The sequence below is a fragment of the Fundidesulfovibrio agrisoli genome, assembly GCF_022808715.1.
GTDB lineage: Bacteria > Desulfobacterota > Desulfovibrionia > Desulfovibrionales > Desulfovibrionaceae > Fundidesulfovibrio > Fundidesulfovibrio agrisoli.
Map to the genome: position 1 here is coordinate 113,852 of NZ_JAKZKX010000009.1, position 22,751 is coordinate 136,602.

The following is a 22,751-nucleotide window of genomic DNA, read 5'->3' on the forward strand; positions in this document are numbered from 1 at the left end:
CCTTTTTTGCGCCCTGCGGGGCGGACGCCGCGCCGGGTTGTGCGGGGAGAGAGTGACTTCCCGAGGGGATAAGCCCCGGCCAGCCTGTTATTGCGGCCGCAGCGGGAGCACGATGTCGTCGGCGTTGCCGGGTATGCCGTCAGGCCCGGCCGAGCGCAGGGTCCAGGCGTTCTCGTCCAGCAGGTAGGGGCCGCCCCAGGCGTCGCGTTTCCAGGCGCTCGGGATCAGGTCCTGCCCGTTCGGCCCGGCGGGCTCGCCGCCGTGCACTGCGCGATAGGCCGCGCGCAGGGCCTTGTCCCAGTTGGCGCGGCAGACGTCGCCCCGGGGCATGGCCCCGACCGGGCCCCGGTCGCGGCAGGGGCACTCGCTGCAGCCGTTGGCGGTGAGCTGCTCCAGGCTGCCCATGCCCTGCCCCGCCTTGACGAGGAAGGCCGCCAAGCCGTCCATGTCCGCGCGGGTGTACGCGATGCGCCTCGGTTCGTAGAACCGGGAGAACAAGAGCACGGAGCCCCCGAGCACCAGCGCGCACAACACCCCCAGCAGCAGGCGCACGGCCGCGCCGCGCGCCCGGGCCTCGTCCCGGCCCGAGTCTTCGTCCCCGGCGGAATCCAGGCCCGCCACGGCCTCGATCAGCCGCGCCGAGGCCTCCACGGCCCGCCCGGGCTCCTCCAGAAGCTCCTCGGCCAGGGCGCGCGCCCTGCGCACCGGCGGCGTCTGCGGGCCGCCCGCCAGCAGGTCCCTGGCGGCCAGGGCCAGGCACCTCCAGGCCTCGGCGGCCGCGTCCGCCCGCCCCGCCCGCTCCAGGCTCCCGGCGCGCAGCCACAGCCGCACCAGATGGTCCGCGTTCCTGGCGAAGGCCTCCGTCATTTGGCCGCTCCGGTTGCATAGAGGCAGAAGGCGTTGTCCCGGCCTTGTCGCAGGTCCAGGTGGGCGGTGAAATCGTGGTTGCCGATGGAGAACACCCGCACAGGCCGCACCACGGGCTCCCCGTCACGCTCGGATTCCCCCTGGCAGTACGCGGGCACGATTCCCCGTGAGCGCAGGTAGCCCCGGAGCCAGCGGGCCTGGGCCTCCATCCGGCTGCGGAATTCGGGCTGCTCCCACTCGGTGGCCGGGGCCTGGCCCTCGCTGGAGGTGATGACGATGTAGACCACGGGCGAGAACAGGATCAGGCCCACGCGCTTCTCCCGGATGAAGGCGTCCAACTCGGCGTATCCGGCCTCGTCCAGGGTCGAGGGTTTGAAGGTCAGAACGTCGGAGCGCGTGAACTGGCGATCAACGGAGATGGGGCTCACGCCCCGGTCCGGGAAGACGAGCAGGCGGCTGGCGTCGTCCACGCGCAGGTTCTGCGCCCGCAGGGCGTCCCGGAGCGAATCGTAGAAGGGGGGCGTTCCGTAGAGGGAGGCCGGGAACAGGGTGAAGAAGGTGGCCACGGCCACAGACGCGGCTCCCGCGCCCGCCAGACCGCCAAGCCAGGGGGAGAGCACGCGGGCGGAGCCCTCCAGGGCAGCGACGCCCAGCAGGGCGGCGAAGGGCATCAGGGGCAGGAAGAACCTGTCGCCCATGAACCACTGCTCGAAGCCGTTGATGCGCGCCACCAGCCCCGTGAACACCAGCGCCATGAGCAGCGCGGCGCCCAAGAGCGCCGCCGGGCGGCGGAACATCACGGCGGGCACCGCCCGCCAGCGCAGGCCCCTGGACCGCAGCAAGAGCGCCGCCAGCGCGCCCAGCGCCAGCATTCCGCCCAGGGCCCAGGCCACATGCGGGGTGAGCACGTGGGCGTAGACCATGTCCCGCCCGTAGTGGGCCAGCTTGTCCCAGCTGAGGCTCACGGTCTGCTTGATGTAGACCTGCTCGTCGCCGTGGCCGAAGATGCTGTGCCACAAGGAAATCATCCTGGGCACGAAATCCGTCTCGTCCTTGACCAGGGCCGAAAAACCGAGGAACGGCAGCGCCGCGCCCAGGCCGTAGAGCGCGCCGCTCTCCAGGGCCGCCAGGACACGGCGGCCGCGCAGCAGGTGCCAGGCCATGGGCGCCACGGGCAGGAACACCGTCCAGAGCAGCACCGTGGGGTGGCACAGCCCGGCGTAGCCGCCCGCGACGCCAGCAAGCAGCAGGGCAAGATATCTGGCGGCAACGCGGCCCGGGGCCAGCAACGCGCCGCGCAGCAGCAGGCAGTAGGAGGTCAGTACGAACGTGATGGAGCTGATGTGCGGCAGGCCGTCGCGGGCCTCCAGCACCATGGCCGGGCAGCAGGCGTAGAACAGCATGGCCAGGCACGCGGGCAGGCAGGACAGGCCCGCCAGCCGGGCCGCCAGGAAGACCAGGGCCACATTGAGGGTGTCCAGCGCGGCGGAGAGCATGGGCAGGGTGGCCTCGCCGCAGCCCAGCAGCTTGGAGGCGGCGGCCCCCAGGAGCATGTACCCCGGCTTGGACCAGGTGCCCTCGGGCGCGATGAGCCCCTGGGCCCATTCGCAGGAGATGCGCGCGTAGGTCCAGACGTCGAAGCCGTCCATGACCGACTGCGGCAGGAGCTTCCAGCGCAGGTACGCGCCCAGGCCCAGCACCAGGCCGAACAGACCCCACGCCCAGGCGGGGGCCTTGGTCACCGGCTCTCCCCGGTGTTGCCCGGGCGGGCGGCGCGGGCGCGCCAGCCGGCGCCGAGTTCGGACATGTCGAAGAACTTGGAGGTGGGGGAGTAGCGCGCGCCGGGCTCCATGTTTTTCACGTAGCGCCAGACCAGGGCCTTGCGCAGAAGGCGCGTGCAGACCTCGAAACGGCCCAGGGTGATGTTGTAGAGCCGCAGGGCGACGAGCTTGGGCGTGCTCATGAGCATGGGCGCAACTCCGTGGCGGCGAGCAGGTAGTCCACGGCGAAGGCCGTGGTGTAGCGGTCGTCCAGCCAGCAGGGGGTGGGCAGGGTCCGGGCGCGCAGGCCGTCGGCCAGCCGGGCCAGGGCCGGGCTTTGGTGCGCGGCCAGGGCGCGCGGGTACACGTACTGGGTCCGGCGGCTGTTGCCCCGCCAGTCCACGTGGCCCAGTTCCCCGATGCGCGGCTCCACGGCGGCCAGGCCCTTGGCCACGGCCTCGGGCAGCCAGGCCTCGTCGGCGGTGAGCGCCATGACCGAGGTCAGGCTGCTGAGCGTGATGGTTTGGTAGCCCACGTCCAGCCCGCCGTACTCGACGAAGGTTCCCGAGGCGTCCGTGAGGCGGCGCAGGGCCTCGCCCCGCTCCCGGGCCAGCCTGCGGATGCGCCCGTCCCCGGTGAGGGCGGCGTAACCGTGCAGGGCGTGCAGGGAGGCGGCCATCTGGTTGGCCACGTCCGGGTTGGCGTTGGAGCCCAGCCAGAGGAAGGTCGATTCGGCTTGGCGCAGCTCCCGCTCGAAGCCGTCGGCGCCCAGCAGGCGCGCGCATTCCACGAAGGCCGCCGAGGAGAACGACGTGGCGCAGAAGGAGCGCTCGAAGGGGTAGATCTCGCGGGTGGAGCCGTCGGCGTTGCGGCTGGCCAGCCAGTGGCTCCAGACGCCCCGCACCCACTGGGGCAGCGCGTCCTGGCCGTAAAAGAGGTTGTCCTCCCCGGATTTGGGCCCGGGGTAGGCCCAGGCCAGGGCCAGGAGCAGCCCGGCCTCCTGGGCGCGGCTGTTGGGCAGGTCCGTGAGGCGGTAATGCCAGTAGGCCCGGTCGCAGCAGCCGAAGGTGGGAGAACCGGGGTCGCGGTCCATGAAGCCCAGCACCCTGGGCAGCGTGGCCAGGGCCGGGGCCGCGAACAGGGCCTCAAGCCCGGCGGGGGCGAAGGCATGGGCCTCAGGCATGGGGGCCTCCGGCCTCCTGCGTGGGTTCCTGAGCGCTCGCCCCACCCTGCCCGGCCACATGCCCGGCCAAATGCCCGGGCTGATTGAGCAGGCTCAGGCGAATCTGGGATATCTGCTCCGCCAGGAGCCCGTTGATAAAGAACAGCAGCCCGCCCAGCAACAGGACAACGGCGATGCTGTGCACCCCGGAGGTCATGACGAGCTGGTAGAGCCCCAGGCCCACGCCCAGCACGAACATGCACAGCGCCAGGGGGAAGAATATCTTGAAGGGCCGAAAGAGCATGAACAGGCGGAAGATGATCTTCAAAAAGCGCAGGCCGTCGCGCACGGGCTGGATGTTGCTGGTGCCCTGCTCCCGGCGCACGATGGTGTCGAGCGGCAGGAACTTCACGAAATAGCCCGAGTTGATGAAGGCCAGGGTGATGGTCGACGGGTAGGAGTAGCGCATGGGGTAAAGCGGCGCGAACAGGAAGTAGAGCTCGCGCTTCACGGCCCTGAACCCGGAGGTCAGGTCCATGATGGGGGCGCCCCCGATGATCTCGGCCACCTTGCGCAGCATGACGTTGCCGATGTCGCGCACGGGGTCGGTGCGGCATTGCTTGGTGCGCGAGCCGATGACCATGTCGTAGTCCGGCAGGTGCTCCAGCAGTTTGGGGATGTCCTCGGGCTGGTGCTGGCCGTCGCAGTCCATGACCACCATGTAGGGCCGGGTGGCGCGCTTGGCCCCGCTCTTCACGGTGGCCCCGTTGCCCAGGTTGTAGCGGTGCTCCACCACCACGGCCCCGGCCTCGCGCGCCAGGCGGGCGGTGTCGTCCGTGGAGCCGTCGGAGCAGACCACGATCTCGAAATCCTCGGAAACGGCGCGGATGCGCGCGATGATCCCGGCGATGGACTCCTGCTCGTTGTAGGCCGGAATGACGACCGAGACTTCCTTGAATGGCACCATCAGTCTTTCCCCCGGAATATGAACTCGAACAGGCGCGTGGAGGACAGGGCCACCCGCTTGAGGTCGTCGGTGTTGCGCAGCAGCTCCCGCGCGGTCTGCAGCCAGTAGCCCGGTCGCAGGTAGAAGCGGCGGTAGGCCTTGCGGACAAGCTTGGGCAGCTCGTCCTGGTCCACATGGCAGTAGTGCTTGTTGAACATGCCCTCGGTGTGCAGGCGGGCCAGGTCCGTGGCGCTGCCGTCGGCGATCTCGGGGGCCAGCTCGCGCACGCGCTCGAACAGGGGCGTGCCCGGGTAGGGCGTGCAGATGCCGAAGGTGGCCGTGGTGGGGTCCAGCGCCAGCACGTAGTCGATGGTCTGCTCGATGGTCTGCGCGGTGTCGCCGGGGTTGCCGATCATCACGTGGGCGTGGGTGGAGAGGCCGATCTTGCGGGCGGCCTTGAACATGCGCAGCCCCTGCTCCAGCTTGTAGCCCTTCTTGATCCCGTCCAGGATCTCCTGCGAGCCCGACTCCACGCCGAACTTGAGCGTGTGGCACCCGGCCTTTTTGGCCAGGGCCATGGTCTCCTCGTCGATCATGTTCACGCGGGCATTGGCGATCCAGGTGAGGTCCAGCTTCTCGTCGATGATGGCGCGGCAGATGGCGTGGTCGCGCTGGCGGTCCACGAAGAAGGTGTCGTCGCGGAAGTAGACCTCCTTGACGCCCTTGGCCGCGAAGGTGCGCAGCTGGTCCATCACGTGCTCGAAGCTCTGGCGGCGGAAGACCTTGCCGTCGAAGGTGGGGGCCGTGCAGAAGATGCACTTGCCCGGACAGCCCTTGCTGGTGGTGGTGGTCATGTACGGCATCCGCCGCACCAGCGGGTTGAAATAGTGGATGCCCTTGGGCAGCAGGTCAACGTCGGGGTGGGGCAGCCAGTCCAGATCCTCAAGGAAAGGGCGCTTGTCGTTGAGCAGGGGCCGCCCGTCCGCCCCGCGCGAACCAAGGCCCAGGATGGCGTCCGTGGGCTGGCCGTCGCTTAAGGCCCGGGCCAGCTCCAGCACGGTCTCTTCGGGCTCGAACATGACCACGTGGTCGATGCCGGGGTGCTCCAGGCAGGGCCTGGGCATGAACGTGGGGTGGGAGCCGAACACGGCCGTGACCAGCGCGGGGTTGAGCTTCTTGAGCTGCGCCAGGTAGGCGGCGTCCTCCAGGAAGCTCATGGTGGAGGTGGTCATGAGCACCAGGCCGTAGGCGTTGATGCGCGCGCCCACCTCCTCGGGCTTCATCTGCAGGGCCTGGGCGTCCAGGAAGTCGGCCTCGAGGCCCTCGCGGCGCAACAGCGCTGTCATCACCAGCAGGTTGAAGGGCGGCACTGTGCCGCCGCCGATGCGGTTGCCCTTGCACCAGCAGCCGTAGAGCACGTCGCGAACGACGTTGCCGGCCTGGCTGGTCATGGGGTTGAGCAGCAGGGTTTTCATTCGGATGGGTCCCGCTTACGCCGGGCTAGTCCCAGCGGATTCCGAAGCGCTCCTGCCACATCTGGAACCCAAGCAGGGTGAACACCTGCTTGAACCCGAGCAGCGGCGAGGCGCCGGCCCGGGCGACGACCCTCCCGACGGCGCGGGGGTCGAGGATGTGTGGATTGATCGCGCCTGGAGACAGATATTTAGCGACCAGATTGTTCAAGGCGTCTTGATACGCGCCCTGCAATGGAAAGTAAAACGCCTTTTTCCCGCCCTCGGGCCGCCCGGGGATGACCACGTTGCGCTGGAAATGGGTGCGCAGCGGCAATTTGCCGCGCCCGCCCCTGATCTTGAGGGCCTTGGGCAGCGAAACGGCGAAGCTGGCCAGCCTGTCGCCCAGGTAGGGCACGCGGCCCTCGATGCCCACGGCCATGGTCATCCTGTCGAGCTTGGTCAGGATGTTGTCGGGCAGCCAGTGGCGCAGGTCGTGGCGGTAGGCTTCCTCCAGCGGGTCCGGGGCCTGGTCGATGCGCCGGCGCAGCGGCTCCAGGAACTCCCGGCGCGCGTCGGCCTCGCCCCCGGCCAGTGCCGGGCCAAGAAGCGCCTCGCGCTCATCCCCCCCGAACACCGAGGCGAACAGCAGGTAGACCGCGCCCGGTGAGCCCGCCCGCGCCAGCAGCCGCGCCAGGCGCTCGCGCCCGAGCACGCCCATGGAGTCGGGGTAGTTGAAGGCCCTGTCCAGTAGGGAGACGGGCAACATGTTCACCAGGGGCGCGGCCAGGCCCATGAACGGGGCCAGCGCCCGCATCCTCGGGCGCGCGAGCTTGGCCAGGGCCTCGTGGTGGATGTAGCCCAGCATGGTCTCGTCGGCCCCGTCGCCGCTCATGACCACCTTCACCCGCTTGGAGGCCTCCAGGCAGACCAGGTACAGCGGCAGCAGGATGGCGTCCCCGAAGGGGGCGTCCAGGTGGTAGAGCAGTTCGGGAAACATCTCCAGGCTCGCGGGGTCCACCAGCACGGTGTGCTGTTCGCAGCCCAGGTGGCGCGCGGTGCGCTCGGCCTCCACGGACTCGGAGGGCGCGCCCCGGAAGTCCACGGTGAAGGTCTCCAGGGGCCTGTGCCCGCAGGCGGCCATGGCGGCCGTGACGGCCGTGGAGTCCACCCCGCCGGAGAGGAACGCGCCCAGGGGCACGTCGCTCATCAGGTGCGAGGCCACGGCCTCGCGCAGGAGCCCCGAGAAGCACTCGAAGGCGTCCTCCTCGTCGGACCTGGGCTCCACCTCGGGCAGGTCCCAGTAGCGCTCGATTACGGGGGCGCGGCCGCCCTCCTGCCGGAAGAAGGTTCCGGGCGGCAGGCTCAGGGCGTCGGCGAAGGCCGTCTCCGGCCCGGGGATGAAGCGGAAGGTCAAAAACAGCGCGGCGGATTTGGGGTTGCCCACCGGGCGGCAGGCCCCGCAGGCCAGCAGGGCCTTTATCTCGGAGGCGAAGGCGAAGCGGCCCTGGTCCCAGGTGTAATAGAGGGGCTTGATGCCGAAGCGGTCGCGCGCGCCGAAGAGCAGGTCGCGCCGGGCGTCGTAAAGCACGAAGGCGAACATGCCCTCCAGGCGCGGGAGCATTTTCTCGCCGTGCGCCTCGTACATGCGCAGCAGGACCTCGGTGTCCGAGGAGGTGTCGAAGCTCTGGCCCGCCGCCTCGAGCTCGCGGCGCAGCTGCCGATAGTTGTAGATCTCCCCGTTGAAGACCAGGCTCACCGCCCCGTCGCGCCCGTGCATGGGCTGCGCGCCCCCGGCCAGGTCGATGATGGCCAGCCGGGCGTGGCCCAGGGCCACGCCGCCCGAGCGCCAGGCCCCGCGCCCGTCCGGCCCGCGGTGGGCGATGGACGCGAGCATCGCGTCCAGGTCGTAGCCGGGGTCAGCCCGGAAGCCGCAGATACCGCACATGGTTCACACCAGCAGCGCCCGGCACGGGCGCTAGCGCGCCGCGCTCTCCTGGCCCTGGACGTGCTTCTTGCGGGCGTAGCCCTTGATGCCGAGCAGCGTCATGGCCCCGCGCGCGAAGAGCATGAGCTCCGAGAGACGGCGCACACGCATGACCTTGCGCAGGATGGACATGGGCCGGAAGTAGAAGCGACGGTAGCACTGCTTGAGCAGCTCCGAGAGTTCCCTGCGGGAGAGGTGCTCCTCCCAGATGGGCTCCACGAAGTTGGGGATGGGGTTCAGGGCGTGCTTGCGCCAGATGTCGGGGTCGAAGAGCTTCTTCTCCACGGCAAGGTCGAACATGGCCGTGCCCTGGTACACGATGCAGATGTTGAACTGGGCGAAGTCCGAGTCGATGGCCACGGCGTTGTCGATCAGCTTCACGATGTCTTCGCGGGTCTTGTGGTGGGGGAAGCCGATGATCCAGTTGGTGGAGGTCATGATGCCCACCTTGCGGCAGAGCCGCATGGCCTGGAACACCTGCTTCACGCTGATCTTCTTGTTGATGGCCTTGAGGCCCTCGTCGCTGGCGTCCTCCACGCCGAAGAGGATCTGGCGGCAGCCGGCCTTCTTAACCAGGCGCAGCATGTCCTCGTCCACGGCGTCCACCCGCCCACGGAAGGACCAGACCACGTCCTTCCAGTTCTTGGCCAGGATGGACTCGGCGATGGCCTTGACCCGCTTGGCCGAGGCGTTGAACAGGTCGTCGAAGAAGAAGAACTCGCGGATGCCCTGGGCGTGGTACAGCTCCATCTCCGCCAGGATGTTCTCCACGCTGCGGGAACGGTAGGTGGAGTACGGCTTGCAGCAGAAGGTGCAGTGGAAGGGGCAGCCGCGGGAGCTGCAGATGGTGCCCACGGGCAGGCCCGTGCCGATGGCGCTGAAATAGCGCTTGAAGTCCACCAGGTCGAAGGCCGGGAAGGGCAGCTTGTCGATGTCCTCCACGTAGCCGGGGGCGCCGGTGTTGACCACTTCAGCGCCCTTGCGCATCCAGACGCCGGGGATGAAGTCCAGGGGCTTGCCGTCCTCCAGGGCGTCCAGGAAGGCGGGGAAGGTCTCCTCGGCCTCGCCGGTGATGAGGTAGTCCACCTCGGGCTGGGCCATGGATTCCGCCGGGAAGAGCATGGTGTGCGGCCCGCCCCAGACGATGGTCGCCTTGGGGAGCGCGGCGCGCAGGCTGCGGGTGAGCATCAGGGCGTCGTAGAGGTTGGGCGTGTAGACCGTGAGGCCGATCACGTCCGGCGCGTAGTCCTTGGCGCGCTGGGCGGCCTGCTCGGGGGTGAGCCTGTCCAGGATGCAGTCGACGAGCTTCACCTCGTGGCGGCCCAGGGCCCGGATGGCCCCGGCCAGGTAGAGGATGCCCATGGGCGGGAACACGCCGATGTCGGTGGCTTCTATGTCCCAGTCGTCGGTGGTCTTGCCGACGTTGGCGTCGGGGACGTTCATGAGCAGAACGCGCATCACTTGCTCTCTGTTGCTATGGTTTTGATGACTCTGGCCGGAACGCCGCCCACCACCGTGCCCGGGGCCACCTCGGAGTGGACCACCGCGCCGGCGGCCACCACCGCGTTGTCGCCGATGCGGGCCCCGCCCAGGATCATGGCGCCCGCCCCGATCCAGACGTTGGAGCCCACCGTGATGGGGGTGCCGGTGTAGGCCCGGCTGGTGGCCGGGATGTCGCAGCGTGAAAAATCGTGGTCCCCGGTGACCAGCACGGCCCCCGGCCCGATGAGCACGTCGTCCCCCAGGGTCAGGCCGCCCTGCCCCGAGGCCAGCACGGCGTTGACCCCGACCCAGCAGCGTTCGCCCGTGACGATGCCCTCGCCCTCGCGCGCGTTGGACACGTAGGCGCAGAGGTAGGCCCCGCGCATCACGCGGGTGCAGTCGCCCAGGGTGATCCCCGCGCGGGAGCCGTGGATGCGGCAGAGCCTGTCCACGTAGACGCTTGTGCCGAAGCGCAGCGAGTCCATGTGCAGAAGCTCGGAGCCGCCCTCCATCACCGGGGCGTGCGAGCCCTTGGCCAAAAGCGGCCGGTAGAGCAGCTGGCGCAGGGCCATGCCCGGCAGGCCGGGCACCCAGCCCGCCAGATATTGGGCCAGCTGTTCCGCCGCGTAGCGCAGGGGCGTGCGGGCGCGGCTTTCAAGATATTTGCCCAGGGCTCCGGCCGAGGACTCGGCCATGTAGTTGCCGAGCACGTCCTGGCGGGCGGCGTCGCCCGGGCCGCGCGGATCAGGCACCGGCCCCTCCGCCCCACTCCAGGCAGGCCGCCACCACGCGCTCGGCCTCCACCTGGTGCATGGCCGGGTGGCAGGGCAGGCTCACCACGCTGGCCGCGGCGGCCTCGGCGTTGGGGCAGTCCACGGAGAGGGAGTTGGCCGCCAGGTAGGCGTGCCTGTTCAGCGCCAGGGGGTAGTGCACGCCCGTGTCGATGCCCTTGGCCTTGAGGTGATCCCGGAAGCCCTGGCGGTCGGCGGGGCGCACCACGAAGAGGTGCGCGGCGCGGCCGCGCACCATGGGCACGGGGTTGAGCGGCTCGAGGCGCTCGGCGTAGAACGCGGCGATACGGTTCCTGGCGGCGTTGTCCTTGTCCAGCACGCGCAGGCGCTCGCAGAGCAGCGCGGCCTGCATCTCGTCCAGGCGGGAGTTGAAGCCGATCATCACGCACTCGCCCGAGGCGTCCTGCCCGTAGAAGCGCATGCGGCGCAGGCGCTCGGCCATGTCGCCGTCCTCGGTGACCACCGCGCCGCCGTCGCCGTAGCAGCCCAGGTTCTTGGTGGGGTAGAAGCTGAAGGCGGCGGCCTTGCCGAACAGCCCGCAGGACACCCCGTTGATGACGGAGCCGGTGGACTGGGCGCAGTCCTCCACGATGGTCAGGCCCAGGTCCGAGGCGGCGCCCAGGATGGGGCCCATGGCGCAGGGCACGCCGTAGAGGTGCACCGGCAGCACGGCCGTGGCCCCTAGGGCCGCGGCGCGGCGCAGGGAGTCGGGGTCCAGCGTGAGGGTCCGGGGTTCCACGTCGGCGAACACGGGCACGCACCCGGCGCGCAGCACGGCAACGGCGCTGGGCGGGGCCGTGAGCGCGGGGACCACCACCTTGTCGCCGGGCTTCACCCCGGCGGCCCACAGGGCCAGGGTGATGGCGTCGGTGCCGTTGGCCACGCCCACGCAGTGCCGCGCGCCCAGCCAGGCCGCGAACTCGCGCTCGAAGCGGGCCACGTTGGGGCCGAGGATTATCTGGGTGCTCGAGAGCACGTCCGTGGCGGCCTTGGCCAGCTGCGGGGCGATGGGCTCGGACACGGCGGCCATGTCGAAGAAGGCCACCCTGCCCTCGCCCAGCGCGGGGCGGGCCGTGCGGCCCACGGTCTTGTCGATGATGAACAGGGGGCGCTTGCGGGTCTGTTCCAGGTTGATCCAGAGGTAGCCGCCGATGGTGGCGAAGCCCACGAATAGCAGCGTGATGACAGCCAGTTGCGAGAGCATGATGGAGGGCCAGCCCGGCGTGGTGATGATCCCGGCCATGGAGCCCAGCACGATGTAGACCATGGCCGCCAGGCACAGCCCGGTGAGCCCCAGGCCCATGAGCCCGAAGAGCTTGATGGGGAAGCTGGAGAAGGCCACGATGGACTGCAGCGCGTAGGAGATCTTGCGCCCCAGGCTCCACATGCTCCTGCCGTGCTTGCGCTGCGCCCTGTGGTAGGAGATCACGGCCCGGTCGAAGCCCGCCCAGACGATGAGCCCCACCAGGGAGGTCTTCTTCTCCTCCGATTGCAGCAGCACCTCCACCACGGCCCGGTCCAGCAGGCAGAAGTCGAAGCCGCCGGGGGGCATGTCCTTGAGGGCGATGCGCCTGAAGAGCCACTGGAAGGTCTGCGCGAACAGGCGGGAGGCGAACGGGTCGTCGCGCCCGGCCCGGGAGCAGAGCACCACCTTCTTGCCCTCGCGCCAGTGGGCCACCATGTCCTCGATGAGCTCGGGCGGATCCTGCAGGTCGGCGGAGAGGATCACGGCGGCGTCGTGCCCGGCCACCTGGGCCAGCCCGGCGGAGATGGCCACGAAGGAGCCGTGGTTGCGCGAGAGCAGGATGCCGCAGACGCGCGGGTCGCGCCGGGCCAGCTCCTCGATGACGGACTGGGAGTCGTCCGGGGAGCGGTCGTTGACGAACTGGAGCGTGAGCTCCACGTTGGCCTTGTCGCAGGCGGCCACGATGCGCTCGTACAGCTCGGGCAGGCTCTGCTCGTTGCCGTACACCGGCACGACGACGGCGATACGCGGGCGAAGGTTCAGCATTGGGAGCACTTCATGTCCAGGTTGGGGGCGGACCCGCGCCAGTCGCCCGCTGTGCAGAAATATCCGCCCTGCTCCTCCTTGAGGGGGGCGCCGCAGACGCACACCAGCCCGGCCGCCCTGGCCGGGTTGCCCTTGACCAGGGTGAAGGGGGGCACGTCCCGGGTGACCACGGCCCCGGCGCCCACCAGGGCGTACTGGCCCACGGTGACGCCGGGCAGGATGATGGAGCCCGCGCCAAGGGAGCAGCCGTGCAGGAGGCGCGTCAGGGGGTGCTCCACGAAGCGCTTGGAGCGGGGATAGGTGTCGTTGGCGAAGCTCACGCCGGGGCCGATGAACACCTGGTCCTCGGCGCGCAGGCCGTCGTAGAGGGCCACGTGGTTCTTCACCGTAACGTTGTCGCCGAGCACCACGTCGTTCTCGATGAACACCCCGTCGCAGATGTTGGCGAAGCGCCCGATGCGCGCCCCGGGCAGCACGTGGGCGAAGGCCCAGATGCGCGAGCCCTCCCCGACGTGGGGGCTCTCGCAGATGCCTTGGGGATGCACGAAGTAGTCCTGGGCGGTGCTCACAAAAAATGTCCTTGGAGAGTGGCGATGGGTTCCCGGGCGGCGGCGGCGCCCCGGCCAGGCAGCGGGCGGGCGGGGCGCCCATGCTGGCCTGCGGTTTTATGCCATTCGCGGCGCGGTTGGCAACCTCCGCGCGGGGCCGGTATGCACTCCGGTTCCGGGTTTGTCCAGCGGCGCGGGGCCTAACGTTCCCGGCGTTCCGCCCCGGCCAGGCGCAAAAATGAGCCGTCCAGCCCCAGGGCCCGCATGGAGAGCACGCCCAGCGCCGAGTTGAAGAGCATCTGCGCCAGTTGCAGCACCAGCGACATCGGCACGGCGGGCTCCAGGGGCAGCCCGAGCATGGTGAAGGCGAAAACCACGCTGGCCTGGTACACCCCGATGTTGCCCGGCGCGGCGGGCAGCAGGGCGCTGAAATTCACCAGCGCGAACACCAGCAGGGCCTCCATCACCCCGCCGGGCACCTGGAACGCCTTGAAGCCCACCCAGAAGGCCAGGCCCTCCGCCAGCCAGACCGCAAGGCCCAGGCCCGTGAACCAGGCGAAGCCCGCGTCCAGCCGGACGAAGGCCAGCGAATCCCGCAGGGAGCCGATCAGGCCCGTAAGCTTCGCGCCCGGCCCGGCGGGCAGCTTCCCGGCCAGGGAGAGCAGCAGGCCAGTGACGCCGGGCACGGTCTTGATGGCCAACAGCACGGCCAGCGCGCCCAGGAATACGGCCGAGGCGGTCAGCAGGATGCTCAAGGCGACGCCCTGGTAGCCCGGAGCCACCCGCACCGAGAGCACGGCCAGCAGGAAGATGAGCAGCAGGGCCAGCACGTCGAAGATGCGCTCGATGAGCACGGACATGATCCCGGCGGAGAGGGCCACCCCGCGCAGCCGCTTCAAGAGCAGGGCCCGGGCCACGTCCCCGGCCTTGGCCGGGAGGATGTTGTTGGCCAGGTTGCCCACCAGGATGATGTGGGCGGAGGCCACCACCGGCACGGACAGCACCGGCTGCAAAAGGCGGGACCAGCGCACGGCCCGCAGGCCCAGGCCCAGCGCGTAGACGCCCAGGAGCGCGGCGGACCAACCGGGGCTCAGGCTCTTGAAGCCCGCGACGATGGCCTCCAGCCCCACGATGTGGAGCACCCAGGCCAGCAGGGCCAGGCTGACGATCAGGCCCAAGTGACGCTTCAGGAGGGGGAAGAGGGAGGCGAACTTCATGCCGGTTCCGCGCCTTGAGGGGAGGTCGCGCGGGGCCGGGCTACTGCGCGCCGCCGGCCGGGCCGCACCCGGCCGCGGCGTTGCGGAACAGCGACCAGGCCCCCTGCTCGCCCACGAACTCCAGGCCGGGAATCCGCTCCAGGATCTTCCTGGCCCCGGGCACCCTGGTCAGCACCCAGCCGGATTTCAGCGGCCCGGCGAAGTTTTTGTCCTCGGGGAAGCGCATGTCGTTGATGCCCATTTCGGGGGGGATGAACATGAAGGCCTGGCCCGTGGAGTAGCTGCCGAACACCAGGGCGGTGTTGCACCAGGGCGAGGGCGCGCCCTTGCGGTAGGCCATCTTGCTGAAGAGTTCCTGGAATTCGTGGGCTCCGGACCGTGCCGTGACCCCGCTGTACTCCGTGCCGCCCACCATGCGCATGTCCGTCATGAGCGCGGGGGCCAGAACCAGCTGCAGGGCCAGCACGGGCATGAGCCAGCGCAGGCGCACGGTGCGCGCCAGGATCAGCAGGGAGCACACGAAATGGGGCATGCCCAGGCGCAGGCCCGTCATGCCCACGGCGGCGTAGTAGTAGAAGAACGACGCCGCCAGGATGCTCCCCATGTTCACCACGTGGAACATGGCCAGACCGGCGAGCCTCCCGCCTTCGGGGGCGGGGGCGTTTCTCTCCTTGAGGGTGAGCAGGGGCGCGGCGAAGGCGTAGGCGATGACCATCCAGAAGAGCATGAGCTGGGCGCTCATCTGCTCGGGCTCGAACACGCCCAGGAAGTTGGTCTTGACCAGGGCAGCCAGCGGCCCGGCGTCGCCGCGCAGCAGGCTCGCGTACACGGCCATGCCGAAGTGGCTGCCCGGGAAAGGCTCGTAGGGGTACGGGGCCGCGAAGAGCAGGTAGGCAACGAAGCACAGCGCGAAGCCGGCCAGGGCCTTGGCCATGGCCAGTGCCCAGGCTTTGGGGCTGCGCATCCGCTCGAAAGGCATGTGGTAGGCGAAAAACAGCAGGGCCCAGCTGTAGCGCGTGGCCCCTGCGCAGGCGATCAGAACCCAGAGCGCCTTGCTGAACGCCCCGGCGCCCCCGCCCGCCTCGATATGCCTGAAGAAGAGCCCGGCCAGCGCGATGGCCACGGAGAACTGGAAGGCCTCCGACATCATGATCGGCGTGAACATCTGCATGTAGAGGCAGGAGGCGAAGAAGGCCAGGCAGAACAGGATGTAGCGCGCGCCCGCCCGCATGAGCCAGGGCAGCAGGGCCAGGGCCGCGGTCAGGAAGCCTATGTTGACCCAGACCGGGGTCTGGGGCTTCCACCCAACCACCTTGCCGATGCCCGCGTAGATCATCTGGAACCACATGCTGTGCGCGGCGAAGGTGCCCACGCCGTACTTGGCCGCCGGGGCCGCCAGCTCCTCGTAGCCGTAGTGCCCGCCCCCCAGGCCCACGCTCACCAGGGTGGCGATCTCGTGCCAGAACACGCAGGGGTCCCCGTTGGAGGGGAAGTGGTCGGCGATGGAGGCCCGCAGCACGTAGTGGACGAACCCGTACACGCACAGGAAGGGCAGCGCGGCCAGCGCGGCCCACAGCGCATACGCGCCGAGCCTTTCGTACAGGCGGCGCATCAGAAGAACACCTTGCCCTGTTTGGACCACACCTGGGCCCATCTGCCGTACATCTGGATGCGGATAAGCTCCACCACGTCGTCATGGTCCACGTCGCCGTAGCGCAGGCAGCGCAGGTTCAGCCAGCGCCTGGCCCCGATGGGCGACCACTGCGCCGTGCCGCGCAGGCGGTCCACCGGGCGGTTGCCCTCGGTGAGCACGGTTATGGCGCACTCCTCGCCGGACATGCGCGGGAACCACACCGCCTGGTCCCTGTCGCGCGAGACTTCGACGGCCAGCACGGCGGGGAGGTTCGGGTCGGTGGGGGTGAGCACGTCCCAGCCCTCCACGTCGCCCTTGGCCAGGGTGACGTTGGAAGACCTCTCCCAGCTGATGGTCTGCGTGATGTTGGAGCAGCCGAGCAGCTGCCCCTTGGCCAGCGGCGCGGACTTGAACGGCTCCACGCAGGAGCAGCGCACCGTGAGGAAGAAGTCGGGATAGAGCGAAAGCCCCGCGGCCACGGCCGCCACGCACAGCAGCATGGGGAGCCAGACGCGCGGGGAGGTGAGGTTCTTCATAAATGGTGTGAAGGCAGTGCCCTATATCGGCGCGCTGCGCAACATCCACGCATCTTGCGGCCTGTTCAAAAAGCCCGATGGCAAGGCGCACGAAAAAGGCAAGGCCGACGCGTATCTGTCATACGCGAGGGTTTGGCTTTTTCGAGGCAACGCAGCCAGCGGGAATTTTTCAACGGGCTGCTAGAGATACTTGGGCAGGTGCTCCCTGTAGAAATCCAAAGTCCTGGCCACGCCCTCGCGCAGCTCCGTCACCGGGGACCAGCCCGTGACGCTGTGGATCTTGGTGATGTCGGAGAAGAAGTCCCCCGGCTCCTGGGTCTTGCGTTCGGCGCTGAAGGGCGTGAACTCCCAGGCGGTGTTGGTCATGGAGGTGATGACCTCGGCCAGCTCCAGGAAGGAGGACGGCCTGGAGTGCCCCACGTTGAAGGTCTGCCCCTCGGCCTCGGGCACGATGGAGAGGTACAGCAGGGCGTCCACGCAGTCGTCGATGTAGAGGAAGTCGCGCATGATGCGGCCGTCGCCGTAGACCGGGATGGACTTGCCCTCCAGGGCCAGGCGGATGAACCAGTTGGCCACGCCGAACTTGTTGTGGCGCATCTGGGCGCGGGGGCCGTAGATGTTGGTCAGCCGGGCCAGCACGCAGGGGATGCCGTGGTTGCGCTGGTAGGAGCCGATGATGTGCTCGGCCGCCAGCAGCGATATCTCGTAGATGCCCTTGGGCTGGCAGAGGTTCTCCTCGGTGGCGGGGAGCTTGAGCACCGGGCCGTACTGCCCGCGCGAGCCCAGCTTGATGACCTTGGCCCTGGGGTTGTGCTTGCGCAGGGCCTCCATGAGCACGGCCGTGCCCGTGATGTTGATGTCGATGTCCGGGAAGGGGTCGCACAGGCTCTTCAAATGGCAGACCTGCGCGGCGGAGTGGAACACGTAGTCCTGGCCGCGCACCAGCCACTCGATGGCGGTGCGGTCGCGGATGTCGCAGTAGTTGACGGCGCAGGCCTCGCCCAGCTCGGCCACGTTGAAGGGGTTGCCGCCGTACTCCTCGATCATGGCGTCCACCAGGGTCAGCTTCGCGCCCAGCCGGTGCAGGCGCACCGCCAGGCTGGAGCCGAGGAAGCCGAGCCCGCCCAGGATCAGGACGCGCTTGCCGGACAACGCTGCTTTGAGGTCCTGCTCGGAGAGGGACCGGGGTGCGGATGTATTCATAAGTCCTTACGGTCTCGGTGTGGTGTTGGCGGGGCGCGCACCGCCCGGGCGGGTGCGGCGCCAGGGCGAGACATATCATCTCCCCCCGGGGCGTCAATCCCACACCCTAGGCCCGCGCTATTGGGGCTTCTTCCGCCCGTCCACGATGCGCTTGAAGGCCTCGGTGCCCGCGAGCCCCTCCAGGAAGCGCCTCGTGTAGGCCTCGGAGCTGGCCTTGTCCAGGTGCGAGCCGTCGTAGGTGCGCAGGTCGTCCGTCTCCACCCCCACGGCCTCCCCGCCGATCTGGCGGGCCAGGGCCTGCTCCTGGCCGGGGCACCAGCCGCCGCTGGGGATGTTGCCCACGACCACCGAGGTCCCCCACTGCCTGAAGGCTTCCGTCAGCTCCCCGGGCATGGCGTACTGCTGCACGCAGGGCTCGTCGGCCTTCTTGATGGGCATGTGGGGGGTGTCCAGCCAGTCGTCGCGGAACCAGCAGCCGTTGATGGTGGAGCGGTACGTGGCGTTGAAGGACTGGCGCGGGTAGAGCCAGGAGTACATCGGCTGCGAGACCAGGGCCGCCGCGTTCTTGACCCGCCAGAGGGTCTCGCCGGAGAGCACGTACTTGAAGCTGGTGAGCCAGCTGGTCTCCATGGCCTCCTTGGCGGCCTGGAACATGGCGTTGGCCACGAAGGAGGGCACCGTGAACACCACGGCCTTGGGGTGGATGCCGTGCTTCTTCATGATGGCCAGGGGGAACTCCCAGCCGGTGGCCCCGTCGATGGCCAGGTTGAAGATGCGCACGCCGTGGGCCTTGGAGAAGGCCTCCACCTGCCGCCAGTCGAAGCCCAGCAGGGAGCGCGAATCGCCCAGGAGCACGATGTCTGCCTGACGGGCGCTGTCAACGGAGGGCCCGATGCCGTGGTAGAGCACGTAGTAGTGCGTCTCGGTCAGGCCCCACTGCAGGTCGATGTACCAGTCCGCGCCGGGAGGGGTGGGCTTGATCGAGAGGTAGGGCGTGCGCCCCCCGCCGAAGTTGAACGCCCCCGTGAAGAAGAGGACCGCGGCGGCGAACACCAGCAGCACGACGGTCATGTATACTTGGTAGCGGCGGAGCTTCATGGCTGTCCTAGAACTGGAAATACAGGAATTCGAGGCTCTTGAAGGAAGTGAACACCGTAAGCACGCTCGCGGTGAGCAGCACCGCCGCCACCAGGGCCCACCCCAACGTGGGCTTCCAGACCAGCCCCCGAAGCAGGAAGTGGCGCTCGCCCCTGTACAGCCCGATGCCGGGCGAATACCGGCGCAGCACCTGCTGGGTGTTGGGCAGGATGAACACCGCCGCCAGCAGCAGGCCGAGCACGGCCATCTCGCGGATGTCCATGGCGTTCAGTTGGGCGTAGTCCCGCCACTTGCCCAAGTCGAGCATGGAGCGCAGCACCGTGGCCCCGCTCTGCAGGCTCTCGGCCCGGAACATGACCCAGGCGAAGTTCACGGCCAAAAACGTCACCAGGCAGGAGAGCGCGTTGGCGACAATATCGCCAAGCCCTCCCCCCACCCTGGGGCCGAACCCCAGGAGCTTCTTGAGGTCGCGCCAGAGGTGGTTGACCATCAGGTAGGCCGCGTGCATCAGGCCCCAGACGATGAAGGTCCAGCCCGCGCCGTGCCAGACACCGGCCAGGAACATGGAGACGCCCAGGTTCACGTACTTGCGCACCGCTCCTTTGCGGCTGCCGCCCAGGGGGATGTAGAGGTAGTCGCGGATGAAGCGCGAGAGGGTGCGGTGCCAGCGCTGCCAGAAGTCCACGGCGCTGCGGGCCTTGTAGGGCGAATGGAAGTTCACGGGCAGCTTGATGCCCACCATGCGCGAGAGCCCCAGGGCCATGTCGGAATAGCCGGAGAAGTCGAAATAGAGCTGCAGGGTGTAGGCCAGGGAGCCCTTCCAGGCCATGTAGAGGGGGATGAGCTCCTTCCCGGCGCTCTCCTTGAAGGCGAGGTTGGCCATGTAGGCGATGTTGTCCGCCACCACCACCTTCTTGAACAGGCCCATGGCGAAGAGCGTGAGCCCCACGCCCAGGTCCATCACGTTGAAATAGTGCCGTTTCCTGGTGTTGAACTGCGGCATCATCTCGTTGTGATGCAGGATCGGCCCCGCGATCAGGTACGGGAAGTAGGAGACGAACAGCACGTAGTTCAGCAGGCCGTAGCGGTGCACCTGACGGGCGTAGCAGTCCACCAGGTAGGCGGTCTGGGTGAAGGTGAAGAAGCTGATGCCCAGGGGCAGCTCGATGGGCGGGTTGGGCAGATGCGCGCCCAACAGGCTGTTGGCCGCGCCCACAAGGAAGTTGGTGTACTTGTAGTAGAGCAGCAGGGCCAGGTTTAGGCCCACGCCCAGGGTGAGGATGCGCTTGGCCTGGCGCTGGCTCCCGGCGGCCTTCCGATCCAGGATGGACTCGCCCACGAAGTAGTTCATCAGGATGGAGGCGCCCAAAAGCACCAGATAGCCCGCCTTCCACCAGCCGTAGAAGCAGATGGAGGCCGCGGCCATCCAGGCGATGCCCCACTTGTGGGACCACCGGCTCAGAACGAAATACAGCCCCAGCGTGATGGGCAGATAGAAGAAGATGAACTCGATGGAGGAGAAAAGCATCGCGATCCTTCATCACAGGGCGTGCCGCCGGCCGGGATCGACGGGCGGCCGGAAGGCCAGGGGGGAACGGGCCGCCTGGCCACGTCCCCGAAGAAAAACTGGCGCGCCAGGGAGGACTCGAACCCCCGGCCGGCTGCTTAGAAGGCAGCTGCTCTATCCGCCTGAGCTACTGGCGCGCAGGGCCACTCTCCTACCCGCAGGGCTGGGCTTGGTCAAGGCGCGCCGCCTTGACACTTGTGCCTCCAGGCAGCACAACGGCCCGACCAACTTCCCTCACGGAGGCCCCATGAAGCTGCGCGTCCTTGGATGTTCGGGCTCCGACCTGCCGGGCCATCACCTGACGTCCTTCCTGGTGAACGGGCACATCCTGCTGGATGCGGGCTCCGTCACCTCCAGCCTCTCCCTGGAGGAGCAGGTGCGCATCACCGACATCTTCGTCACCCATCCGCACCTGGATCACATCAAGGACATCCTCTTCCTGGCCGACAACCTCATCGAATTCGTGGCCCAGCACAACCACCCCCCGGTGAACCTGCGCGCCATGCCCGAGGTGCTGGACGCCATCTCCACGCACCTGCTCAACGACACCATCTGGCCCGACTTCACCGTGATCCCGGCCAATTCCCCGGTGCTCAGCTACGCGCCCATGCCCGCGGGCACGCCCGTGGAGGTGGGCGGCCTCACCGTGACCGCCTGCCCGGTGAACCACGCCAAGCACGCCAGCGGCTTCATCATCCACGGCCCCGGCGAGGACGAGGCCTTCGCCTACACCGGCGACACCGGCCCCTCGGACGGCTGGTGGGCCTGCCTAGCCGCCCTGGACCGGCCGGTGAAGAACATCGTCACCGAGGCCTCCTTCCCCAACCACCTGGAGGAGCTGGCGCGCATCTCCAAGCACCTGACCCCCAAGATGCTGCGCGCCGAGCTGGCCAAGCTGCCCTACAAGCCCAAGGTCTTCATCTACCACATGAAGGCCCCCTTCTCCGAACAGATCCAGGAGGAGCTGCACCTGGCCATGGACGGCTACTCCTACCACCTCATGCGCGAGGAAGACTCCTTCGAGTTCTAGCCGCCCAAGGAGCTTCCCCTGACCACCCGACGTTTTTCCTCCTTCCCGGAGTTCGAGGCCTATCTCGACTCCCTGGGCCTCTTCCACATGGACATGGGGCTTAGCCGCATGGAGCGCGCCCTGGCCGCCCTCGGCCTCACGCGGCCCGCCTGCCCCGGCGTGCAGGTGGTGGGCACCAACGGCAAGGGCTCCACCTCCACCATGCTGGCCGCCATGCTCGCGGCCCACGGGTTGCGCGCCGGGCTCTACACCTCGCCGCACTTCGTCAGCCCCAGGGAGCGCATCCGGATCGACGGCTCGCCCGCGCCGGACGAGCTTTGGCTGGAGGCCGCCGAGGCCGTGCTGCGCGTCTCGGCGGACGTCTCGCCGGAGCTGCGCCTGACCTACTTCGAATTGCTCACCGTGATGGCCGCCTGGATCTTCCGGGCGGCGGGCTGCCACGCCGCCGTGTTCGAGGCCGGACTGGGCGGCTGGCACGACGCCACCTCCGCCATCGCCCACGACCTGCTGCTCGTCACGCCCATCGGGCTGGACCACGAGCACGTCATCGGCCCCTCCCTGGCCCACATCGCGCGGGACAAGGCCCGGGCCATGCGTCCGGGCGTGCCCGTGATCGCCGGGGAGCAGCTTCCCGAAGTGGCGGACATTCTTGAGGCCCACGCCGCCGCCACGGGCGCGCCCCTGAGCTGGGCGGCCGAGGCGGCCTTCCCGCCCGACTGGCCGGACGCGCCCGCCCTGCCCGGCCCGCACCAGCGCGGCAACCTGCGCCTGGCCCTGGCCGCCGTGCGCGCGCTGGCGGGCCTCGGCCTGCTGGAGCCGGACGCCCAGGCCCTGCGCCGGGCCGCGCGGGAGGCCTTCATCCCCGGCAGGCTGCAAATGGTGACAACGGACTCGGGGCCGGACTTCCTGCTGGACGGGGCCCACAACCTGCCCGGTCTGGAGTGCCTGCGCGCCGCGATCGAGAGTCTGGGCGTCAGGCCCTCGGCCATGATCTTCGCCTGCCTGGCCGACAAGGACCTGGAGGCCATGCTGCCCCTGGCCGCCGCCCTGACTCCCGGCCCCATCCTGGTGCCAGCCCTGGCCGCCCACGGCCGCGCCATGCCGCCGGAGGAGCTGGCCGCGCGTATGGGGCCGCGCGCCGAGGCCGTGGCTGACGCCGGCGAGGCCCTGGAGCGGGTTCGGGGGATGGGGGGAACGGTGCTTGTCTGCGGATCGTTGTATCTGCTGGCGGAGGTGTATGCAGTCCGCCCGGAGTGGCTGGAGCCAGCCGGGAGGTAGAGCGGGAATCTGAGGGGGGAGGAGCCCCCGGCGGGCAAAGGGCTGCGCCCTCCGCACTCCCATTCCGCTTCGCGCCCTCAACGAACCATTCTCCTATTCAACCGATCTCAACCGAGCAGGCTCCAGGGTGGCCCTCCGCGAGGCGACTGCACTGATATTCTTCAAATATATCAGTGCAGTCGCC

General features: G+C 68.9%; 19 protein-coding genes and 1 tRNA gene. 2 read left to right on the forward strand and 18 right to left on the reverse strand.

Annotated features, from left to right (window positions below):
* Positions 1 to 87 precede the first annotated feature (87 nt).
* The 18 genes from MLE27_RS08960 to MLE27_RS09050 all read right to left on the reverse strand — a co-directional run bounded on the left by MLE27_RS08960 (position 88) and on the right by MLE27_RS09050 (position 20,396).
* On the reverse strand, positions 88 to 867 hold the full coding sequence (locus tag MLE27_RS08960) for a hypothetical protein (RefSeq protein ID WP_243311723.1): 780 nt from the start codon (positions 865 to 867) through the stop codon (positions 88 to 90).
* Positions 864 to 2,609, reverse strand: a complete 1,746-nt coding sequence (locus MLE27_RS08965; protein ID WP_243311740.1) for a hypothetical protein — start codon at positions 2,607 to 2,609, stop codon at positions 864 to 866. The genes MLE27_RS08960 and MLE27_RS08965 overlap by 4 nt, the downstream gene beginning before the upstream one ends.
* The gene (locus MLE27_RS08970) at positions 2,606 to 2,836 is read right to left on the reverse strand and encodes a hypothetical protein (protein WP_243311741.1); all 231 of its coding nucleotides are present in this window, start codon (positions 2,834 to 2,836) and stop codon (positions 2,606 to 2,608) included. Before MLE27_RS08970 ends, MLE27_RS08965 begins: the two co-directional genes overlap by 4 nt.
* Complete coding sequence (locus MLE27_RS08975; protein ID WP_243311742.1) at positions 2,827 to 3,810, reverse strand: hypothetical protein; 984 nt, start codon at positions 3,808 to 3,810, stop codon at positions 2,827 to 2,829. Before MLE27_RS08975 ends, MLE27_RS08970 begins: the two co-directional genes overlap by 10 nt.
* Positions 3,803 to 4,756 (reverse strand): glycosyltransferase family 2 protein, encoded by a 954-nt coding sequence (locus MLE27_RS08980; protein ID WP_243311724.1) that lies wholly within the window; start codon positions 4,754 to 4,756, stop codon positions 3,803 to 3,805. Before MLE27_RS08980 ends, MLE27_RS08975 begins: the two co-directional genes overlap by 8 nt.
* Complete coding sequence (locus tag MLE27_RS08985; RefSeq protein ID WP_243311725.1) at positions 4,756 to 6,210, reverse strand: B12-binding domain-containing radical SAM protein; 1,455 nt, start codon at positions 6,208 to 6,210, stop codon at positions 4,756 to 4,758. Before MLE27_RS08985 ends, MLE27_RS08980 begins: the two co-directional genes overlap by 1 nt.
* A gap of 25 nt (positions 6,211 to 6,235) precedes the next feature.
* Positions 6,236 to 8,134, reverse strand: coding sequence for an asparagine synthase (glutamine-hydrolyzing) (gene asnB / locus MLE27_RS08990; protein WP_243311726.1), 1,899 nt, complete (start codon positions 8,132 to 8,134; stop codon positions 6,236 to 6,238).
* 30 nt (positions 8,135 to 8,164) lie between these two features.
* A complete protein-coding gene (locus tag MLE27_RS08995; protein WP_243311727.1) occupies positions 8,165 to 9,631 on the reverse strand; it encodes a B12-binding domain-containing radical SAM protein in 1,467 nt (488 codons plus the stop codon).
* A complete protein-coding gene (locus tag MLE27_RS18140) occupies positions 9,631 to 10,407 on the reverse strand; it encodes an acyltransferase (RefSeq protein ID WP_243311728.1) in 777 nt (258 codons plus the stop codon). The genes MLE27_RS08995 and MLE27_RS18140 overlap by 1 nt, the downstream gene beginning before the upstream one ends.
* The gene (locus tag MLE27_RS09005; protein ID WP_243311729.1) at positions 10,400 to 12,457 is read right to left on the reverse strand and encodes a DegT/DnrJ/EryC1/StrS family aminotransferase; all 2,058 of its coding nucleotides are present in this window, start codon (positions 12,455 to 12,457) and stop codon (positions 10,400 to 10,402) included. The genes MLE27_RS18140 and MLE27_RS09005 overlap by 8 nt, the downstream gene beginning before the upstream one ends.
* Positions 12,451 to 13,026, reverse strand: a complete 576-nt coding sequence (locus tag MLE27_RS18145; protein ID WP_341482518.1) for an acyltransferase — start codon at positions 13,024 to 13,026, stop codon at positions 12,451 to 12,453. Before MLE27_RS18145 ends, MLE27_RS09005 begins: the two co-directional genes overlap by 7 nt.
* A 179-nt stretch (positions 13,027 to 13,205) precedes the next feature.
* Positions 13,206 to 14,222, reverse strand: a complete 1,017-nt coding sequence (locus tag MLE27_RS09020) for a lysylphosphatidylglycerol synthase transmembrane domain-containing protein (RefSeq protein ID WP_243311730.1) — start codon at positions 14,220 to 14,222, stop codon at positions 13,206 to 13,208.
* A 40-nt stretch (positions 14,223 to 14,262) separates the two neighbouring features.
* The gene (locus MLE27_RS09025; protein WP_243311731.1) at positions 14,263 to 15,834 is read right to left on the reverse strand and encodes a hypothetical protein; all 1,572 of its coding nucleotides are present in this window, start codon (positions 15,832 to 15,834) and stop codon (positions 14,263 to 14,265) included.
* Entirely contained in the window at positions 15,834 to 16,391 is a 558-nt protein-coding gene (locus tag MLE27_RS09030; protein WP_243311732.1) for a hypothetical protein, read from the reverse strand. The genes MLE27_RS09025 and MLE27_RS09030 overlap by 1 nt, the downstream gene beginning before the upstream one ends.
* Before the next feature lie 180 nt (positions 16,392 to 16,571).
* The gene (locus tag MLE27_RS09035; RefSeq protein ID WP_243311733.1) at positions 16,572 to 17,594 is read right to left on the reverse strand and encodes an NAD-dependent epimerase/dehydratase family protein; all 1,023 of its coding nucleotides are present in this window, start codon (positions 17,592 to 17,594) and stop codon (positions 16,572 to 16,574) included.
* 117 nt (positions 17,595 to 17,711) lie between these two features.
* The gene (locus tag MLE27_RS09040; RefSeq protein ID WP_243311734.1) at positions 17,712 to 18,692 is read right to left on the reverse strand and encodes a hypothetical protein; all 981 of its coding nucleotides are present in this window, start codon (positions 18,690 to 18,692) and stop codon (positions 17,712 to 17,714) included.
* A 7-nt stretch (positions 18,693 to 18,699) separates the two neighbouring features.
* Positions 18,700 to 20,220: an MBOAT family O-acyltransferase gene (locus MLE27_RS09045; RefSeq protein ID WP_243311735.1), complete on the reverse strand. Its 1,521-nt coding sequence runs from the start codon at positions 20,218 to 20,220 to the stop codon at positions 18,700 to 18,702.
* A gap of 99 nt (positions 20,221 to 20,319) precedes the next feature.
* Positions 20,320 to 20,396, reverse strand: a tRNA-Arg gene (locus MLE27_RS09050).
* A 110-nt stretch (positions 20,397 to 20,506) separates the two neighbouring features.
* Between MLE27_RS09050 and MLE27_RS09055 the strand changes: the two genes are divergently transcribed.
* Both MLE27_RS09055 and MLE27_RS09060 read left to right on the forward strand, forming a co-directional pair.
* Positions 20,507 to 21,289, forward strand: a complete 783-nt coding sequence (locus MLE27_RS09055; protein ID WP_243311736.1) for a 3',5'-cyclic-nucleotide phosphodiesterase — start codon at positions 20,507 to 20,509, stop codon at positions 21,287 to 21,289.
* 87 nt (positions 21,290 to 21,376) lie between these two features.
* Positions 21,377 to 22,567: a bifunctional folylpolyglutamate synthase/dihydrofolate synthase gene (locus MLE27_RS09060; protein ID WP_243311737.1), complete on the forward strand. Its 1,191-nt coding sequence runs from the start codon at positions 21,377 to 21,379 to the stop codon at positions 22,565 to 22,567.
* Positions 22,568 to 22,751: the final 184 nt, after the last annotated feature.

What these genes read in the sequence shown, in the direction of transcription:
- MLE27_RS08960 (WP_243311723.1), bottom strand. Translation starts at nt 867, where the DNA reads ATGACGGAGGCCTTCGCCAGGAACGCGGACCATCTGGTGCGGCTGTGG.
- MLE27_RS08970 (WP_243311741.1), bottom strand. Translation starts at nt 2,836, where the DNA reads ATGCTCATGAGCACGCCCAAGCTCGTCGCCCTGCGGCTCTACAACATC.
- MLE27_RS08975 (WP_243311742.1), bottom strand. Translation starts at nt 3,810, where the DNA reads ATGCCTGAGGCCCATGCCTTCGCCCCCGCCGGGCTTGAGGCCCTGTTC.
- MLE27_RS08980 (WP_243311724.1), bottom strand. Translation starts at nt 4,756, where the DNA reads ATGGTGCCATTCAAGGAAGTCTCGGTCGTCATTCCGGCCTACAACGAG.
- MLE27_RS08985 (WP_243311725.1), bottom strand. Translation starts at nt 6,210, where the DNA reads ATGAAAACCCTGCTGCTCAACCCCATGACCAGCCAGGCCGGCAACGTC.
- asnB (WP_243311726.1), bottom strand. Translation starts at nt 8,134, where the DNA reads ATGTGCGGTATCTGCGGCTTCCGGGCTGACCCCGGCTACGACCTGGAC.
- MLE27_RS08995 (WP_243311727.1), bottom strand. Translation starts at nt 9,631, where the DNA reads ATGCGCGTTCTGCTCATGAACGTCCCCGACGCCAACGTCGGCAAGACC.
- MLE27_RS09005 (WP_243311729.1), bottom strand. Translation starts at nt 12,457, where the DNA reads ATGCTGAACCTTCGCCCGCGTATCGCCGTCGTCGTGCCGGTGTACGGC.
- MLE27_RS09020 (WP_243311730.1), bottom strand. Translation starts at nt 14,222, where the DNA reads ATGAAGTTCGCCTCCCTCTTCCCCCTCCTGAAGCGTCACTTGGGCCTG.
- MLE27_RS09025 (WP_243311731.1), bottom strand. Translation starts at nt 15,834, where the DNA reads ATGCGCCGCCTGTACGAAAGGCTCGGCGCGTATGCGCTGTGGGCCGCG.
- MLE27_RS09030 (WP_243311732.1), bottom strand. Translation starts at nt 16,391, where the DNA reads ATGAAGAACCTCACCTCCCCGCGCGTCTGGCTCCCCATGCTGCTGTGC.
- MLE27_RS09035 (WP_243311733.1), bottom strand. Translation starts at nt 17,594, where the DNA reads ATGAATACATCCGCACCCCGGTCCCTCTCCGAGCAGGACCTCAAAGCA.
- MLE27_RS09040 (WP_243311734.1), bottom strand. Translation starts at nt 18,692, where the DNA reads ATGAAGCTCCGCCGCTACCAAGTATACATGACCGTCGTGCTGCTGGTG.
- MLE27_RS09045 (WP_243311735.1), bottom strand. Translation starts at nt 20,220, where the DNA reads ATGCTTTTCTCCTCCATCGAGTTCATCTTCTTCTATCTGCCCATCACG.
- MLE27_RS09055 (WP_243311736.1), top strand. Translation starts at nt 20,507, where the DNA reads ATGAAGCTGCGCGTCCTTGGATGTTCGGGCTCCGACCTGCCGGGCCAT.
- MLE27_RS09060 (WP_243311737.1), top strand. Translation starts at nt 21,377, where the DNA reads ATGGACATGGGGCTTAGCCGCATGGAGCGCGCCCTGGCCGCCCTCGGC.